This is a genomic window from Streptomyces phaeochromogenes (genome assembly GCF_001418655.1).
Taxonomy (GTDB): domain Bacteria; phylum Actinomycetota; class Actinomycetes; order Streptomycetales; family Streptomycetaceae; genus Streptomyces; species Streptomyces phaeochromogenes.
The window spans coordinates 38,083-54,364 of sequence record NZ_LIQZ01000016.1 but is presented as its reverse complement, the minus strand read 5'-3'; the positions used below and the strand labels follow the sequence as shown (position 1 = coordinate 54,364).

16 protein-coding genes are annotated in these 16,282 nt (G+C 71.0%); 12 read left to right on the top strand and 4 right to left on the bottom strand.

The features are described from left to right. The first annotated feature begins 79 nt into the window (after positions 1-79). Together AOK17_RS02960 and AOK17_RS02955 are read left to right on the top strand one after the other, a co-directional pair. Positions 80-859, top strand: coding sequence for a phytanoyl-CoA dioxygenase family protein (locus AOK17_RS02960; RefSeq protein WP_206190664.1), 780 nt, complete (start codon positions 80-82; stop codon positions 857-859). Positions 860-861: 2 nt separating this feature from the next. After that, on the top strand, positions 862-1,158 hold the full coding sequence (locus AOK17_RS02955; protein ID WP_206190663.1) for a hypothetical protein: 297 nt from the start codon (positions 862-864) through the stop codon (positions 1,156-1,158). A 6-nt stretch (positions 1,159-1,164) separates the two neighbouring features. Here AOK17_RS02955 and AOK17_RS02950 read toward each other — a convergent pair whose 3' ends face one another. Then, positions 1,165-2,022, bottom strand: coding sequence for a class II fructose-bisphosphate aldolase (locus AOK17_RS02950; protein ID WP_055610665.1), 858 nt, complete (start codon positions 2,020-2,022; stop codon positions 1,165-1,167). Between the two features lie 88 nt (positions 2,023-2,110). After that, entirely contained in the window at positions 2,111-2,995 is an 885-nt protein-coding gene (locus AOK17_RS02945; protein WP_055610680.1) for an SIS domain-containing protein, read from the bottom strand. Positions 2,996-3,146: 151 nt separating this feature from the next. Here AOK17_RS02945 and AOK17_RS02940 point away from each other — a divergent pair, with 151 nt between their 5' ends. Continuing rightward, entirely contained in the window at positions 3,147-3,926 is a 780-nt protein-coding gene (locus AOK17_RS02940; RefSeq protein ID WP_055610664.1) for a DeoR/GlpR family DNA-binding transcription regulator, read from the top strand. 19 nt (positions 3,927-3,945) lie between these two features. Here AOK17_RS02940 and AOK17_RS02935 read toward each other — a convergent pair whose 3' ends face one another. Continuing rightward, positions 3,946-4,686, bottom strand: coding sequence for a response regulator (locus AOK17_RS02935; protein WP_055610679.1), 741 nt, complete (start codon positions 4,684-4,686; stop codon positions 3,946-3,948). A gap of 14 nt (positions 4,687-4,700) precedes the next feature. After that, positions 4,701-6,362 (bottom strand): sensor histidine kinase, encoded by a 1,662-nt coding sequence (locus AOK17_RS02930; protein WP_107102277.1) that lies wholly within the window; start codon positions 6,360-6,362, stop codon positions 4,701-4,703. A gap of 291 nt (positions 6,363-6,653) precedes the next feature. Here AOK17_RS02930 and AOK17_RS02925 point away from each other — a divergent pair, with 291 nt between their 5' ends. The 9 genes from AOK17_RS02925 to AOK17_RS02885 all read left to right on the top strand — a co-directional run bounded on the left by AOK17_RS02925 (position 6,654) and on the right by AOK17_RS02885 (position 16,237). Next, positions 6,654-7,640 (top strand): Bug family tripartite tricarboxylate transporter substrate binding protein, encoded by a 987-nt coding sequence (locus tag AOK17_RS02925; RefSeq protein WP_055610677.1) that lies wholly within the window; start codon positions 6,654-6,656, stop codon positions 7,638-7,640. Continuing rightward, positions 7,637-8,179, top strand: a complete 543-nt coding sequence (locus tag AOK17_RS02920) for a tripartite tricarboxylate transporter TctB family protein (protein WP_055610663.1) — start codon at positions 7,637-7,639, stop codon at positions 8,177-8,179. The genes AOK17_RS02925 and AOK17_RS02920 overlap by 4 nt, the downstream gene beginning before the upstream one ends. A 1-nt stretch (position 8,180) precedes the next feature. Continuing rightward, positions 8,181-9,674 carry a tripartite tricarboxylate transporter permease gene (locus AOK17_RS02915; protein WP_055610662.1) on the top strand — a complete coding sequence of 498 codons (1,494 nt, stop codon included), beginning with the start codon at positions 8,181-8,183 and terminating at the stop codon, positions 9,672-9,674. Positions 9,675-9,899: 225 nt separating this feature from the next. Continuing rightward, positions 9,900-10,667 (top strand): class I SAM-dependent methyltransferase, encoded by a 768-nt coding sequence (locus tag AOK17_RS02910; RefSeq protein WP_055610661.1) that lies wholly within the window; start codon positions 9,900-9,902, stop codon positions 10,665-10,667. An 81-nt stretch (positions 10,668-10,748) separates the two neighbouring features. Continuing rightward, complete coding sequence (locus AOK17_RS02905; protein ID WP_079052758.1) at positions 10,749-11,882, top strand: FecCD family ABC transporter permease; 1,134 nt, start codon at positions 10,749-10,751, stop codon at positions 11,880-11,882. Further along, positions 11,883-12,665 (top strand): ABC transporter ATP-binding protein, encoded by a 783-nt coding sequence (locus AOK17_RS02900; RefSeq protein WP_055610660.1) that lies wholly within the window; start codon positions 11,883-11,885, stop codon positions 12,663-12,665. A gap of 52 nt (positions 12,666-12,717) precedes the next feature. Further along, positions 12,718-13,725, top strand: a complete 1,008-nt coding sequence (locus AOK17_RS02895; protein WP_342671466.1) for an ABC transporter substrate-binding protein — start codon at positions 12,718-12,720, stop codon at positions 13,723-13,725. A gap of 77 nt (positions 13,726-13,802) precedes the next feature. Further along, on the top strand, positions 13,803-14,954 hold the full coding sequence (locus AOK17_RS02890; protein ID WP_079052757.1) for a pyridoxal-phosphate dependent enzyme: 1,152 nt from the start codon (positions 13,803-13,805) through the stop codon (positions 14,952-14,954). After that, the gene (locus AOK17_RS02885) at positions 14,951-16,237 is read left to right on the top strand and encodes an ATP-grasp domain-containing protein (protein ID WP_055610659.1); all 1,287 of its coding nucleotides are present in this window, start codon (positions 14,951-14,953) and stop codon (positions 16,235-16,237) included. The genes AOK17_RS02890 and AOK17_RS02885 overlap by 4 nt, the downstream gene beginning before the upstream one ends. Positions 16,238-16,282: the final 45 nt, after the last annotated feature.

The window sequence follows — 16,282 nt, the reverse complement described above, 5'->3', positions numbered from 1 at the left end:
TCCCCTCCCTCCTTCGGTCCGTCCCCCTGTCTCGCCGCCGCTGAGCTCGGAGGTCGCTCCGCTGCTGAGCTCGGTGCGGATGGCGCACTTCGTGGCCCACGGTTCGTTGCGCCTCGACGCGGTGGTGCCGGCTGAGATGAACGCCGAGGCGATCGGGTTCCTGGGGCGGGGCGTCCCGGGCGTGCCCTACGGCAGCGCGGTGGCGGACGCCTACCCCGAGGGCTCCTTCGTCCGGCGGCTCCTCGACATCCCGGCGGTGGCCGGGGCCCTGCGCAGCCTCGTCGGCCCGGACCCGCGCGTGGACCATCACGCGGTGCACGTCCGCGAGCCCCGGGAGGGGTCGGCGCAGCCGCTGCACGGTGACGCGATCATCGACGTGCGCACCGATGCATTCGACGTGCAGCTGATGTACTACCCGCAGGACGTGACCCTCGACATGGGCGGCACCCTCAGCGTGCCGGGCAGCCATCTGCGGCGCACGAACGAAACGGACACCGGCCGCTATCAGAACCTGCTCGGGCAGTCCCGGCTCGTCTGCCCGGCCGGCACCGTGGTGTTTCTGCACCACGGTCTCTGGCACGGTGGGCGGCGCAACGACAGCGACGCCGTGCGGTACATGTTCAAGATCCGCTTCAACCCGGCCGTACGGCAGCGACGGCTGTGGGACACCTCGGACCTCGGTGACCCGCGGGTGGCCGAGGAACTCTCGACGACCTTCCCCTGGTACGAGCCCGCCACCGGCCGGCTGGAGATCTACAACCGCGTGCTGCTGTGGCGGTCCCTGACCGGCGACGAGTCCTTCGACCTGGAGCACTGGGTGACCCGTGTCTCCAACCGCCCGCAGGAGGAGGTCGCATGACGATGCGTCAGCAGGTGCTGGTGCTCTATCTCGCAACGTCGGCGCTGGACTCGCCGGTGGTCGGCTGGTCGGTGTACGACGGCACGGGGAGTACGTCGCCCACCACCGGGGACAGTGACGAACCACCGTACAAGTCCGGGGTGGACGCCCTGCGGGACGGCTGGCGGCTGTTCCAGGCCGCGCAGTTGATCCCGCCGTACCCGGGGAGCGAGTACGACGTGTCGTTCCTCAAGCACGAGTTCTTCTTCGAGAAGCTCGTGGAGGGCTCTGCGGACATGGAGGTCGTGGACGCGGGCTGAGGTGTGTCAGCCGGTGGTGCCCAGGACTCGGATGATCCGGGTCACCGTCTCCGCCATCGCCGCCCGTCCCACGGTCAGGTACTTGCGGGAGTCGACCGCTTCGGGATGGGCGGTGAGGTAGTCCCTGATCGCGCCGGTCATCGCGATGTTCAGGGCGGTGCCGACGTTCACCTTGGTGATGCCGCCCGCGACGGCTGCCCTCAGTTCGTCGTCCGGCACACCGGACGAGCCGTGCAGTACGAGCGGCACGTCGAGGGCCGCGGCGAGCCGCTTGAGGAGGTCGTGGTCGAGTGCGGCGGTGCGGGTGGTCATGGCGTGTGTGCTGCCGACGGCCACGGCCAGGGCGTCCACGCCGGAGTCGGCGACGAAGGCGCGCGCCTCGGCCGGATCGGTACGGGCACCCGCCGCGTGGGCGTCCAGCGGCGGCTGCCCCGGCTTGCCGCCGACCTCGCCCAACTCGGCCTCGATCCACAGCCCTTGGGCATGTGCCCAGTCGGCGGCGGCCCGGGTGGCGGCGAGGTTCTCGGCGTACGGGAGACGGGCCGCGTCGTACATGACGGAGCTGAAGCCGGCGCCGGCCGCCTGTCGCAGGAGCTCGTCGCTCTGGACGTGGTCGAGGTGCAACGCGACGGGTACGGAGGCGTGTTCGGCGGCGGCGCTCGCGGCGTTGGCCAGCGGGAGCAGCCGTCCGCCGCGGAACTTCACCGCGTTCTCGCTGACTTGGAGGATGACGGGCGCGTCCGCGACCTCGGCTCCGGCGACGACGGCTTCGACGTGTTCCAGCGTGATGACGTTGAACGCCGCGACGGCGGTGCGGGACACGGCCGCCCGCGCGACCAGTTCTCCGGCTGCTACGAGAGGCACTGACTTCCCTTCAGGACGTGGCGACTTCAGGACGTGGCGACTTCAGAACTTGCGACTTCAGAACTTGCGACTTCAGGGTGTAGCGACTTCAGGGCGTGGTGAGGACGACCGAGCGGGTGAGGTGGCGGGGCTGGTCGGGATCGAGGCCCCTGGCCGCGGCGACGGCCACGGCGAGGCGCTGGGCGCGGACGAGTTCGGCGAGCGGGTCGAGCTTGCCCCCGACCCACAACGCGCCCGTGTCACGCACCTGTTGGGCCAGCCCCTCGGGCGCCTCACCGAGCATCCAGGTCGCGGTCCCGGCGGTGGTCACGCTGATCGGCCCGTGCCGGTACTCCATCGCCGGATAGGCCTCGGTCCACGCCAGCGAGGCCTCACGCATCTTGAGCCCGGCCTCGTTCGCGAGCCCCACGCTCCAGCCGCGCCCCAGGAACGTGAACTGCGTGCAGTCGACGAGCCCTTCGGGCAGCGGCTCCGCCAGCGCGGTGCGGGCGTCGGCGACGACGGCGTCGCCGTGCAGCCCGAGGTGCGCCCGCAGCAGGGTGAGCGCGGTGGTCGCGAACCGCGTCTGCACCACGGACTTCTCATCGGCGTAGTCGAGCACGACCACGTCATCCACCGCCTCCATCACGGGAGTTCGCGGATCCGCGGTGATCGCGACCGTGCGCGTACGCCCCTTCAGCCGGCCGAGCAGGTCGAGCACCTCGGTGGTGGTGCCGGAGCGGGTGAGGGCGACCACGCGGTCGTACGAGCGGCCGTGCGGGAACTCGGAGGCGGCGAAGGCGTCGGTCTCGCCCTGCCCCGCCTGCTCGCGCAGCACCGCGAAGGCCTGGGCCATGAACCACGACGTGCCGCAGCCGACGACGGCCACCCGCTCCCCCGCGGCGGGCAGCACGTCCCCGTGGGCCGCCGCTTCACCGGCGGCCCGCACCCAGCACTCGGGCTGGCTCTTCAGCTCGTCCTCGACATGACTCACGCCCGCGACCTCCACACTGGAATGCTTGTTCCTGCAAGATATAGCGACCTTTCGAGCACAATCAAGCATTCCGAGGTGAACGGTGTGCGTTAGGGTCGCCGAAAGATCAGGGAACGGTCGCTGCACGGACCGACGAGGACGGAGAGTGCGGATGTCGCGCGACGCCCGCTGGCAGGCACTGCTGGAGCTGCTCGTGGAGCGGGGCCGGCTGGATGTCGAGGAGGCGGCGGCCGAGCTGGCGGTGTCGGCGGCCACGATCCGGCGCGACTTCGACCAGCTCGCCGAGCAGCAGATGCTCGTACGCACCCGGGGCGGCGCGGTCGTGCACGGCGTCTCGTACGAGCTGCCGCTGCGCTACAAGACGGCCCGCCACGCCTCCGAGAAGCAGCGCATCGCAAAGGCGGTGGCCGGCCTTGTCGCGCCGGGTGAGGCGGTCGGCCTGACCGGTGGCACGACCACCACGGAGGTGGCCCGCGCGCTGGCCGTGCGCAGTGATCTCGCGTCCGGTTCGCCCGCCCTGACGATCGTCACGAACGCCCTCAACATCGCCAACGAGCTGGCGGTACGGCCCCAGTTCAAGATCGTGCTGACCGGCGGCGTCGCCCGCCCCCAGTCGTACGAGCTCGTCGGCCCCCTCGCCGACGGCGTGCTCGGCCAGATCACCCTGGACGTGGCCGTCCTCGGCGTGGTCGCCCTCGACGTGACCCATGGCGCGGCGGCGGCCGACGAGGCGGAGGCGGCGATCAACCGCCTGCTCTGCGAGCGGGCCGAGCGCGTGATCGTCGCCGCCGACTCCAGCAAGCTGGGGCAACGGGCCTTCGCCCGGATCTGTGCGGCCGAGTCCGTGAACACGCTGGTCACGGACGTGGCGGTGAGCGGGGACATGGTGCGGCGGTTCGAAGAGGCGGGGGTCCAGGTCGTCGCCGTCTGACGCACCACGACGGAACCGGCTACCTCTGGAACCGATACCGCCGCTCAGGCCGCCCCGCCGCCCCGTACCGCAACGTCACGTCCGCGCTGCCGACGGTGTGGAAGTGTTCCAGGTAGCGGCGGGCGCTGACGCGGGAGATGCCGGCCAGGGTGGCGCATTCGGCGGCGGAGAGGGTGCCTTCGGCGGTGCGGAGGGTGCGTTCGATCAGTTCGGCTGTCTCGACGCTCATGCCCTTGGGGAGGGTGCCGGCGGCGGAGGCGGGGACGGTCGCTCCGGCCAGGACCCGGTCCACGTCGGCCTGGCCGTGCACGACGGTGGCGAGCAGGCGGCCCCGCTGGACGGCGTAGCGCTCCAGGCGGGCGCGCAGGTCCTCGAACTCGAACGGTTTGAGGAGGTAGTCGACGACGCCGTGACGGACGGCGCCGCGGACCGTGTCGGCCTCCCGGGCGGCGCTGATGACCATGACGTCGCAGTCGTGGCCGGAGGTCCGCAGGCGGGGGATGACGTCGAGGCCGAAGACGTCCGGCAGGTAGAGGTCCAGCAGGACCAGGTCCGGGTGCAGTTCGTCGACGGCGTGGGCCGCCTGCTCGCCGGTGTTGGCGACCCCGACGACCCGGAACGGCTCGACGCGTTCGACGAAGGTGCGGTGGACTCGGGCCACCATGAAGTCGTCGTCGACCACGAGCACGTCGATCGTGTCGGTCGCGACGGACGTGCCCGGCCCACGGGGCGTGTCCGGCGTGCCGGACGTGTTTTTCATCCCCTTCATCCCCTTCATCGGGCCGCTCCTTCCGCCACCGCGTCGGCGAGGTGGCTGACGGTCATGCGTGCGGTGAACATGGCCCCCTCGGGGGTGTTGGTCACCGAGATCTCCCCACCGTGACGCTCGCAGACCAGCCGGGTGAGCGCCAGGCCGATACCCCGCTCGCCCTCCTGGGCCGCCTTGGTGGTGAAGCCGTGCAGGAAGACCTCCCGGGCGAGTTCCGGGGCGACGCCGGGGCCGGAGTCACGGACCACGATCTCCACGCTGGAGGCGTCCTGGCGCAGTTCGACCTCGACCCAGGCCTCGTGGCCGTCCGCCTCGCCCGCGACCCCGGCGGCGGACGCGGCGTCCACAGCGTTGTCGACGAGGTTGCCGACCACGGTCGCCACGTCGGCGGCGTCCTCCGGGACGAGCCGGTCGAGCGCGGTGCTGTCGGAGATCCGCAGCCGCACCTTCCGTTCGGCGGCCAGGGATGCCTTCGCCATGAGCAGGGCGGCGACGGCGGTGTCACGCACGCGGCGGCTGAGGGTGACGTCCAGCGACTGGCGGCGCTGGTTCAACGCGCGGATGTAGCGCACGACTTCGTCCTCCTCGCCGATCTCGATCAGCCCGGAGATGGTGTGCAGCTGGTTGGCGAACTCGTGGGCCTGGGCGCGCAGTAGCTCGGAGGAGCTGCGGAAGGAGCCGATCTCCCGCTCCAGGCGAGCCAGTTCGGTGCGGTCGCGCAGGGTGGTGACCGAGCCGAGCAGGCGGCCGTCCTTGGTGACGGTCATCCGGTTCATCACCAGCACCCGGCCGTGCCGGATCACGACCTCGTCGCGCTCGTGGGGCGCGCCCTTGCGGTCGCCCACCAGGACGTCCCGCAGCCGTCCCTCGATGCCGAGTTCGGCCAGGCTCTGGCCCACGCAGTCCTCGGGAAGTTCGAGCAGACGGCGGCCCATGTCGTTGGCGAGGGTGAGCCGGTGCTGCGGGTCCAGGGCGATCACGCCCTCGGCGATCCCGTACAGCATCGCCTCGCGGTGCTCGGCCAGGCCGGCAATCTCGCGGGGTTCGAGGCCCAGGGTCTGCCGTTTGACGCGTCTGGCCAGCAGCCAGGAGCCCACCAGGCCGAGTCCGCTGGCGATGCCCAGGTAGGCGAGCAGGTACGAGGACGCGCCGTTGAGGCGCTGCCACACGGTCGGGTCGGCCTCGCCGATCATCACCGTGCCCAGGTACTGGCCGAGGTTCTGCTGGGTCGCGCCGAGTACCGGCACCTGGGCCACGAGCTGGCGGCTGCCGTCCAGGGTCAGCGAGCCGGACCAGCCGCGGCCCTCGGCGGCGCCCTCGCCGAGCGCCAGCCGGTCGCCGAGAGCCGTGGGGTTCGTGGAGCTGACGATCCGGCCGTCGGCGTCGGTCACCGTCACGGAGGTGACCCCGGACTGGGTCTGTGTGGAGTTCACCAGCGGGGCGAGGGCCTCCAGCGGCGCGGGCCGTACGAGCTGGCTGCGGACCAGGGGGTTGGCTGCCAGCTGCTCGGCCAGCGCGGCGACCCGGCGGCCCTCCACGCGGTTGAAGGTCGCCTCCGACTGTGCGAGGGAGACCGCGGCGACGGCCAGCAGCACCACCACGACGATGGCGAGCTGGAGCACCAGCATCTCGCCCGCGAGGGTCTGACGGCGGAAGGTGGCGACCACGACGTACTCAATCTCTCGGGCCGACACGACGTTGGGCGGCTCGTCTGGGGCGTCGCACCATCATGGACCCCGCTCACGTCGGGGAGAAGGGGCGAGCGGGGGCGAGCGGGGAGCCGGCACAGAAGACCCGCCGTATCCTCACGACCGGCGGCGGTGGCCACAAAGACCACAACCTCCGTTGGTTCCGGAAGAGAGACAGACGTTCGACGTGCGGGCAACATGTGGCCCACGTCACCCTCCCCACAGGGCTTCCCCCCGACCTCATCGACGTACCGACAGGTGGTGGCATTCGTGCGCCTGCGCACCCTCCTCGCCCTGTTCGGGGCCGCCGTGCTCGTGCTCGTGGGCCCTCCGTTGCTCACGGCGGGCAGCGATTCCGCGACGGGCACGCAGATCCCGGGCCTGCGCTTCATGGTCCCCAACACGCCCGGCGGCGGCTACGACATCACGGCCCGTACGGCCGCGAAGAACGCCGAGGACGCCGAACTCACGCACAACATCGAGGTGTTCAACCTGCCCGGCGCCGGCGGCACCGTCGGACTCAGCCGGCTCGTGAGCGAGCACGGCAACGGCAAGCTCGCCATGTCGATGGGCCTCGGTGTGGTGGGCGCGGTCCGCTCCAACGACGCGCCCAAGACGCTCGCCGACACCACGCCGATCGCCCGGCTCACCGAGGAGCAGGACGTCGTCGTGGTCGGCAAGGACTCCCCGTACAAGACGATCGACCAGCTCGTCGAGGCCTGGAAGAAGGACCCGGGCAAGCTTCCGGTGGGCGGTGGTTCCTCGCCGGGCGGGCCCGACCACCTCGCGCCCATGCTGATGGCGAAGGCGGCCGGTATCGCCCCGAAGGACGTCAACTACGTGCCCTTCGACGGCGGTGGCGAGCTGCTCGCCTCGATCCTCGGCAACAAGGTCGCCTTCGGGGTGTCGGGGGTCGGCGAGTACCTCGACCAGATCAAGGCGGGCGAGCTCCGGATTCTCGCGGTCACCGGCCCGGAGCGGGTCGACGAACTCGCCGACGCGCCCACGCTGAAGGAGTCCGGCTACGACGTGGACTTCACCAACTGGCGGGGCATCGTGGCCCCGCCCGGTCTGTCGGACGCCGAGCGCGACAAGCTCGTACGCCTCGTCGAGGAGCTTCACGACTCCCCCGAGTGGCAGAAGTCGATGCAGCAGAACGGCTGGGACGACGCCTTCCTCACCGGCGAGAAGTTCGGTGACTTCCTCGACGCCCAGGACAAGCGCGTGGTTTCGGTACTGAAGGAGCTGGGACTGTGACGACGCCGCCCACCGAAGCCTCCCCGACGCCGCCCACCGACGAACGGCGCTCGTGGCTGCGCGACCACTCCGAACTGGGCGTCTGCGTCCTGCTGTTGGCCCTCGGCGCGCTCGTCCTGGGTGACGCGCTCACCATGGACGTCGAGATCACCCAGCGCGGTCCCGTCGGGCCGAAGACCGTGCCGATCGTGGTCGGCATCGGGCTGCTCGTCATCGCCGCCCTGCTCGCCGTCGACGTACTGCGCGGCGGCCGTGGCGAGGCCGAGGGCGGTGAGGACGTCGATCTGTCCGAACCGGCCGACTGGCGCACGGTGTTGCTGCTCGCGGGAGTGTTCCTGGGCGCGGCCGTCCTCATCGAGCCCGCCGGATTCCCCGTCGCGGGTGCCCTCCTCTTCTGGGGAGCGGCCTTCGCGCTCGGCAGCCGCCGCTTCGACCGGGACCCGCTCATCGCGGCCGTGCTCTCCCTCTTCACGTACGTGATCTTCAACAACCTGCTCGGAGTACCGCTGCCCGGCGGCCCGCTGATGGGAGTGCTGTGACATGGACGCCCTCAACTCCCTGATGGACGGGTTCGGTACGGCGCTCACCCCGATCAACCTGCTGTGGGCCGCCATCGGCGTGCTGCTCGGCACGGCGATCGGTGTGCTGCCCGGTATCGGCCCCGCGATGGCGGTGGCCCTGCTGTTGCCGGTGACGTACGGCCTGAACCCCATCGGCGCGTTCATCATGTTCGCAGGTATCTACTACGGCGCCATGTTCGGCGGTTCGACCACCTCGATCCTGCTGAACACGCCGGGCGAGAGCGCGGCCGTGGTCGCGGCCATGGAGGGCAACCCGATGGCCAAGTCGGGGCGCGGCGCGCAGGCGCTCGCGGCCGCCGCCATCGGCCATTTCGCGGGCGGTCTGATCGGCACGATCCTGCTGGTGATGCTCGCGCCGACGGTCGCCGAACTGGCGGTGGACATCGGTGCACCGGACTACTTCGCCATCATGGTGCTCGCGTTCATCGCCGTGACGTCCGTCCTCGGTTCGTCCCGCATCCGGGGGCTCGCGTCCCTGCTCATCGGACTGACGATCGGCCTGGTCGGCCTCGACCAGATGACCGGGCAGCAGCGGCTGACCTTCGGCTCGCTCCAACTCGCCGACGGCATCGACGTGGTGATCGTCGCGGTCGGTCTCTTCGCGATCGGCGAGGCCCTGTGGGTGGCGGCGCATCTGCGGCGCAGTCCGGGCGAGCCCATACCGGTGGGCCTGCCCTGGCTGGGCAAGGCCGATGTGCGGCGGAGCTGGAAGTCGTGGCTGCGCGGACCGGTCATCGGTTTCCCGTTCGGCGCGATCCCCGCGGGCGGCGCCGAGATCCCCACCTTCCTGTCGTACGTGACGGAGAAGCGCCTGTCTAAGCACAAGGACGACTGGGGCAAGGGCGCGATCGAGGGCGTGGCCGGGCCGGAGTCGGCGGCGTCGGCCTCGGCGGCGGGCACGCTGGTGTCCATGCTGACCCTGGGACTGCCGACCACGGCGGTCGCGGCGGTCATGCTGGCCGCGTTCCAGCAGTACGGCATCCAGCCGGGCCCGCTCCTCTTCGAGCGCGAACCCGACCTGGTGTGGGGCCTGATCGCCTCCCTCTTCGTCGGCATGGTCCTGCTGCTCGCGCTCAACCTGCCGCTGGCGCCGGTGTGGGCGAAGCTGCTGCGCATCCCGCGGCCGTACCTGTACGCCGGGATCATGTTCTTCGCGGCGGTCGGCGCGTACGCGGTCGGCGGCGAGGTCATCGACCTGGTGATCCTCCTGATCATCGGCCTGATCGGCTTCGGCATGCGGCGCTACGGGCTGCCGGTGCTGCCCGCCGTCATCGGCGTCATCCTCGGCCCGAACGCCGAACAGCAGCTCAGGCGCGCCCTGCAGATCAGCGACGGCAGCGTCTCGGGCCTGGTCAACACGCCCTTCTCGGTGACGGTGTACGCGGTGATCGTGCTGCTGCTGGCCTGGCCGCTCATCAAGAAGCTGGTGATGCGCCGCCGCGCGGAGGCCTGATCGATCCGTCCACGGTGCCCGTCGGGGGCGGGACGAACCATCCGCCCCCGACGGGCACCGTCGTGTTTCCTTTCCCCACTTGATCTCCGGTCCCCGACTTGATCTCCGGCTCGTCGGGAACTCCAGGGCATCCGCGTCCGACCACTGCAGCAGAAGCCCCGCACTGACGAGGCCGTTGCGCTGTGGTGTGCGGCTCGTCCTGCCCTGGATCGAGGTTGCAGCTGTATGCACTGGTACGAGGACGACGGATTCTGGTCGGACTTCTCCGAGACCATGTTCTCCGGGCGCAGGCGTACGGAGACGGAGGGCGTCGTCGCCAAGTCGCCGCTGCTGGAGTTCCCGCCCGGGAGCCGGGTGCTGGACCTGTGCTGCGGACCCGGTGTGTATCTGGTGCCCCTGGCCCGCCGTGGATACGCGGTGACGGGGGTGGACCTCAGTCCGGTCATGCTGGAGCGGGCCGGTGCCGTGTGCGAGGAGGCCGGGGCCGAAGTCCGGCTGGTGCGGGCGGACATGCTGACACACGTCGAGCCGGGCTCGTACGACGTGGTGCTGAACGTCTTCACGTCGTTCGGCTACTTCGACGCCCCGGACGACAACGAGCGGGTGCTGCGCAACGCGTACGACTCGCTCGTGCCGGGTGGGCAGTTGCTCGTCGACGTGATGGGCAAGGAGGTCCTCGCGGGCTGGATCGGGCGGCCCCAGGTCGTCGAGCTCGACGGCGGCGCGTACGTGGTGCAGCGCGACACCGTCCTGGACAGCTGGACGCGACTGCGCACCGACTGGACTCTCGTGCGCGACGGGATCGCGCGGGAGGCGTCGATCACCTCCTTCCTCTACAGCGCGGCCGAGCTGCGCGCGCTGTTCGAGGCGGCCGGTTTCACCGACGTGTGCTGTTACGGCGACTTCGACGGCGGCCCGTACGACAACCAATCGAAGCGGCTGATCGTCCGAGGGACCCGTCCTGAACTCTCCGCCGATGCGCGGGAACTCTGACGCGGTTGCGGCCGACTACTGGTGAGCGGGCGGCGTTTGGGGCCGCCCGCGCCCGAACTGCCGTACGGACAAAGGGACTTCATGGCCGAAGCCGTATCCGAGACACCCTCAGCCGAGCCCGGAACCGCCGAACCCTCGCGGAACGAGACGCATGACGAGGAGCCGGACGGTCGCGGTGCGGGTCGCGGCAGGCTGCTGACCGCGCTGGTGGTGCTCTCCGTGACGCTGGTGGTCTCCGTCCTGGCGGGAATCGCGCTGGGGCCGACCGTCGTGCCGCCGGCTGATGTCGTGCACTTCCTGTGGGCGGCCCTCACCGGCGGCGGCATCGGGGCCGACGAGGTGACCGGGTACTCCATCGTCTGGCATGTGCGCACCCCGCGAGTGCTGCTCGCCGCGGTCGTCGGAGCCGGGCTGGCCGTCGTCGGCGTCGCCATCCAGGCGCTGGTGCGCAACGCCCTCGCGGACCCGTTCGTGCTGGGCATCTCGTCCGGCGCGTCCGTCGGGGCGACCGCCGTGGTGGTGTTCGGGGTCTTCGCGAGCCTCGGGGTCTACGCCCTGTCGGCCGCCGCGTTCCTCGGCGCGCTCGGCGCCACGCTGCTGGTGTATCTGGCCGCGCGGGGCCCGCTGGGGCTGACACCGCTGCGGCTGGTGCTGACCGGGGTGGCGCTGGCGTACGGCTTCCAGGCGCTGATGAGTGTCCTGGTCTTCCTCTCGCCGAACGGCCAGGCGGCACGGACCGTGCTGTTCTGGCTGCTGGGCAGCCTCGGGGCGGCGTCCTGGGAGTCGTTGCCGCTGGTGACGGCGGCGGTCCTGGTGGCGATCGGGGTGCTGTTGCGGCAGAGCCGGTCGCTGGACGTGCTGGCGCTGGGCGACGAGACCGCCGCCAGCCTGGGCGTGGACGCGGACGCGCTGCGGCGCGGGCTGTTCCTGCTCACGGCGGCCGTCACCGGGCTGATCGTCGCGGTCAGCGGCGCGATCGCCTTCGTCGGTCTCGTCCTGCCCCATGTGGTGCGGATCCTCGTCGGCTCCACACACCGCAGGGTGCTCGCGATCACTCCGCTCGCCGGGGCCTGCTTCATGGTGTGGGTCGACCTGGTGGCCCGTACCGCCTTCGCGCCCGAGGAACTGCCGCTCGGGGTGATCACCGCGCTGATCGGGGTGCCGGTGTTCATCACGCTGATGCGCCGCCGCGGCTATCTGTTCGGAGGCCGGTAGATGGTCCTGTCCCTGCGTGACCTGTCGGTCGAGGCGGCCGGGCGTGCCCTGGTGGACCGGCTGAACATCGACGTGGAGGCCGGCCGGATCGTCGGACTCGTCGGCCCCAACGGCAGCGGCAAGTCGACCGCGCTGCGCTGTGTCTACCGGGCGTTGAGGCCGACGTCCGGGGCCGTCCTGCTCGACGGCACCGATCTGACCTCGCTGAAACTGCGTGACAGCGCCCGGTCGATCGCCGCCCTGACCCAGGAGAGCCAGACCGAACTCGACTTCACCGTCGAGGAGGTGGTGGCCCTCGGCCGCGCTCCGCACGCCCGGGGCAATCACCCCCTCACCGCCCGTGAGCGCGCCCTGTGCCGGCAGTCGATGGAACGGCTGGACGTCACCCACCTCGCGGACCGCAGCGTGCTCACGCTCTCCGGCGGGGAGCGCCAACGCGTCCTCGTGGCACGCGCCCTGGTCCAGGAACCCCGTGTCCTGGTCCTCGACGAACCCACCAACCACCTCGACGTACGGCACCAGGTGGAGCTGCTGTCCTTCCTTCGCGGCTCCGGACTGACCGTGCTCACGGCCCTGCACGACCTCAACCTGGCGGCAGCCGCCTGCGACCGGATCGCCGTACTGAGCTCCGGGTCCCTGGTCTCCACCGGCGAACCGGCGGAGGTCCTGACCCCCGAGCTGGTCCGCAAGGTGTTCGGCGTCGACGTCACGGTCGTCCACCACCCGCGCACCGGCGCACCCCACCTGATCTACGACCTGACCGCCCCGGCCTCCACGACCTGACCGCCGCGGCACCTTCCGCACTCCCCGACGCCCCACCAGAAGGACGGCACTCATGATGCGACCACCGCTGCCCCGGACCCTGGCCGCCGTACTGCTCGCGGCCGGGCTCCTGACCACCGGCTGCGGCGCCGAGGTCGAGTCCGCGGCGAAGAACAAGAAGGACGACACCGTCACCGTCTCCAACTGCGGCGAGGACGTCACGTACACCCGTCCGAAGCGCGCGGTGGCCTACGACGTCAGCGGCGCCGAGAAGATGTTCTCCCTCGGGCTTGCCGACCGGATGCGCGGCTACGTCATGAACAAGCTCGGCGATCCGGCCATCAAGGGGTCGCCCTGGCGCGAGGACTACACCGGGGTCGAGCGGCTGGGCACCGAGCGCATCACCCGGGAGATCGTCGTCGACGCCAAGGCCGACTGGGTGCTGGCCGGCTGGAACTCCGGCTTCAGCGAGGAACGGGGCATCACACCGGCTCTGTTGGAGAAGGTCGGCGTCGCCAGTTATCTGCACACCGAGACCTGCTGGGACTACGGCGACAAGAGCGTGGACGTGACACCGCTGGACGCGCTCTACACCGACCTGGAGAACCTCGGCCGGATCTTCGGCGTCGAGAAGCGGGCCGACGAGCTCGTCACGGATCTCAAGGACCGTGTCGCCGCGCTGAAGAAGACCTGGCCCGAGAAGGGCGACCCGGCCAAGGTCTTCGTCTACGACTCGGGCACCGACCAGCCGTTCACCGCGGGCCGCCATGCCGCGCCGAACGACATCATCACCGCCGCCGGAGCGACCAACGTCTTCGACGGGCTCAACAAGGGCTGGACGACGGTCGGTTGGGAACCGGTGATCGAGGCGAAACCCGAAGTGATCGTGATCGTCGACTACGCCGACCAGCCCGCCAAGGACAAGATCGCCTACCTCAAGTCGCTCAAGAGCCTTGAGTCCGTACCCGCGGTGAAGAACCACCGCTTCTTCGTGATGTCCTACGGCGACGCCGTCAGCGGCCCCCGCAACGTCAAGGGCGCCGAGGACCTGGGCCGTTACCTGCGCTCGGTCGGGCGGTGACGGTGACTCCGACGCGTACCGCACCCGCACCCGTTCCCGCACCCGCTCCCCCGGTCCATGAGCACATCACCGACGCGATGAAGGCCCCCGATCTGCTGCGGCTGTCGGACAACGTGGTGCTCGCCCGCTTCGAGACCCTGAAGGTCTACGCCGCCCTCGGCGCGGTCCGCACCCTGCTGGAGCGCGGGACCGTCCAGCCGGGCCAGACCCTCGTCGACAGTTCCAGCGGCATCTACGCGCTGGCCCTGGCGATGGCGTGTCACCGGTACGGGCTGAACTGCCACATCGTCGCCTCCACCACCGTCGACGCCGCGATGCGCGCCCAACTGGAGATCCTCGGGGCGACCGTGGACCAGATGCCGCCCTCGCAGGATCTGCGACTCGACCAGGAAGGGCGGGTGCGCCGGGTGCGGCAGTTGCTGGCCGAGCGGCCCGGTCTGCACTGGATGCGGCAGTACCACGACGCCGTCCACTACACGGGCTACCGCGAGTTCGCCGACCTGATCGACCGTGCGCTGCCCGACGCCCCGCTGACGGTCGTGGGTGCCGTGGGCACGGGGTCGTCCACCGGTGGTCTGGTGGATCCGCTGCGCGAACGCGGCCGGGCCGTACGGCTGTTGGGGGTGCAGCCCTTCGGGAGCGTCACCTTCGGCAGCGACGGGTTCAGCGACCCCGAGGCGATCATCGCGGGCATCGGCAGCTCGATCCCGTTCGACAACGTCCGCCACGACCTCTACGACACGCTGCACTGGCTCGACTTCCGTCATGCCATGGCCGGTGCCGTCGGGCTGCTGCGGGAACATGCCGTGTTCGCCGGCCTGTCGACCGGCGCGGCCCATCTCGTCGCCGGCTGGGAGGCCGCGCGGCACCCGGAGCGGGTGCACGTGGTGATCGGCGCCGACACCGGACACCGCTACACCGAGCGCGTCTTCGCCCGCCACCAGGAGGCCCTCGACCCGAGCGTCCTCAAGCCCCACCAGATCACGGGCCTGGCCGATCTCGCCCCGCCCTGGTCGGTGATGGCCTGGGAACGGCGGAGCTACGACGTACGCCGGAGCGCCGCGCCCGCACGGGTACCGGCGCCGCTCGCCGCGCCGACCGCCACATCGGCTGACGCATCGGCCGCCACATCGGCCGGCGTATCAGCCGCCCTATCGACTGGCGTTTCGGCTGATGTATCGGCCGCCGTATCAACTGCCGCAACCAGCAAGGAGGACCGGGCATCGTGACCATCGCCGCCCTGGAAGCACTCACCTTCGGACTGGGCCGCCTGGCGGAGGCGGCCGGCGGGGCCGGGCACCGGCTGTGCCTCCTGACCGGGGACCGGGCCGTCTACCGCCACGAACTCGCCCACCTCACGCCCGAAGCACTCGCGGCGCTCGACATCGTCGACGTCGACACGTTCGACGAGTCCGCTTGCGCCGCCGCGCTTGCCGCCGTGCCCGACCTGCGAGGGCTCGTCAACTCGACCGACACCTGGAGCGTTCCGGGCGCCGACCTGGCCGCCAAACTGGGCCTCCCAGGGCCGGACCCTGCCGCGGTCCGGCTGCTGCGCGACAAGAGCCGGGTGCGTACTCTCCTGCACGAGCGCGGCCTGAGCCGTGGCCGGGCCCTGACCGTTCCCGCCGATCCCGCGGATCCCTCCAACCCCGCCCATGCCTCCGCGGCCTCCGCAGCCGCAGCCGCAGCCGAGATCCTTCGCGAGATCGGTCTGCCCGCGGTCCTGAAGGACTCCGCGGGCACCTCCTCCCGCAACGTGTGGCCGGTACGCAACGAGCAGCAGCTGCACGCCGCCCTCGGCGAGGCCGCCCAACGCGCCTTTGCAGGACGGCTGTTCGCGGAGCCCTTCTTCTCCGGCCCCGTCTACAGCGCGGAGACCCTCAGTTGGGAGGGCGAGACGATGCTGCTCGGCGTCCTGAGTCGGCAGATGTCCCCCGAGCCGTCCGTCCGGGAGGAGGCCGCGGCGTTCCCTGTGGCCTTCCCGGCTCCCGAACTCGGCCTGCTCCAGGACTGGGTGGGGCGCGTACTGGCGACCGCCGGTCATGACACCGGCTTCGCGCATGTGGAGTTCGTCCTCACCACCGAGGGACCGGAGCTGGTGGAGATCAACCGCCGTATCGGCGGTGCCCTCGTCGGCGAGGCGCTGTGCCGGGCGCTGGGCACCAATGTCTACGAGGCCATGGTCGACACGGCTCTCGGCCGCCGCCCCGCGCTGCTGGACAGCCCGGTCGATGCCTCCTCGGGACCGGCCACCGGCTTCGTGCTCGTCTACCCCGACCGGCGCGGCACGCTCACCGGCTGGACCGGCCTCGACACCCTGTCCGCCTTCCCCGGTTCGCCCGAGTGGTACCCAACCGCCCTGCCGGGACGGCGTGTTGAGCACCTGGACGATCAACGAGGCTGTACGGGGATCGTGCTGGCCGAGGCCGCGACCGCCGAACTGGCCCTGCACCGGGCGCTCAGCGCGGCCGGGAGCGTACGTCCGGTCGTCGCGGCCGACGACGAGGGGTGACGCCGCCGGACGAGCCGCCCGGCCGACTGCGGTCCCGCCCGGCCC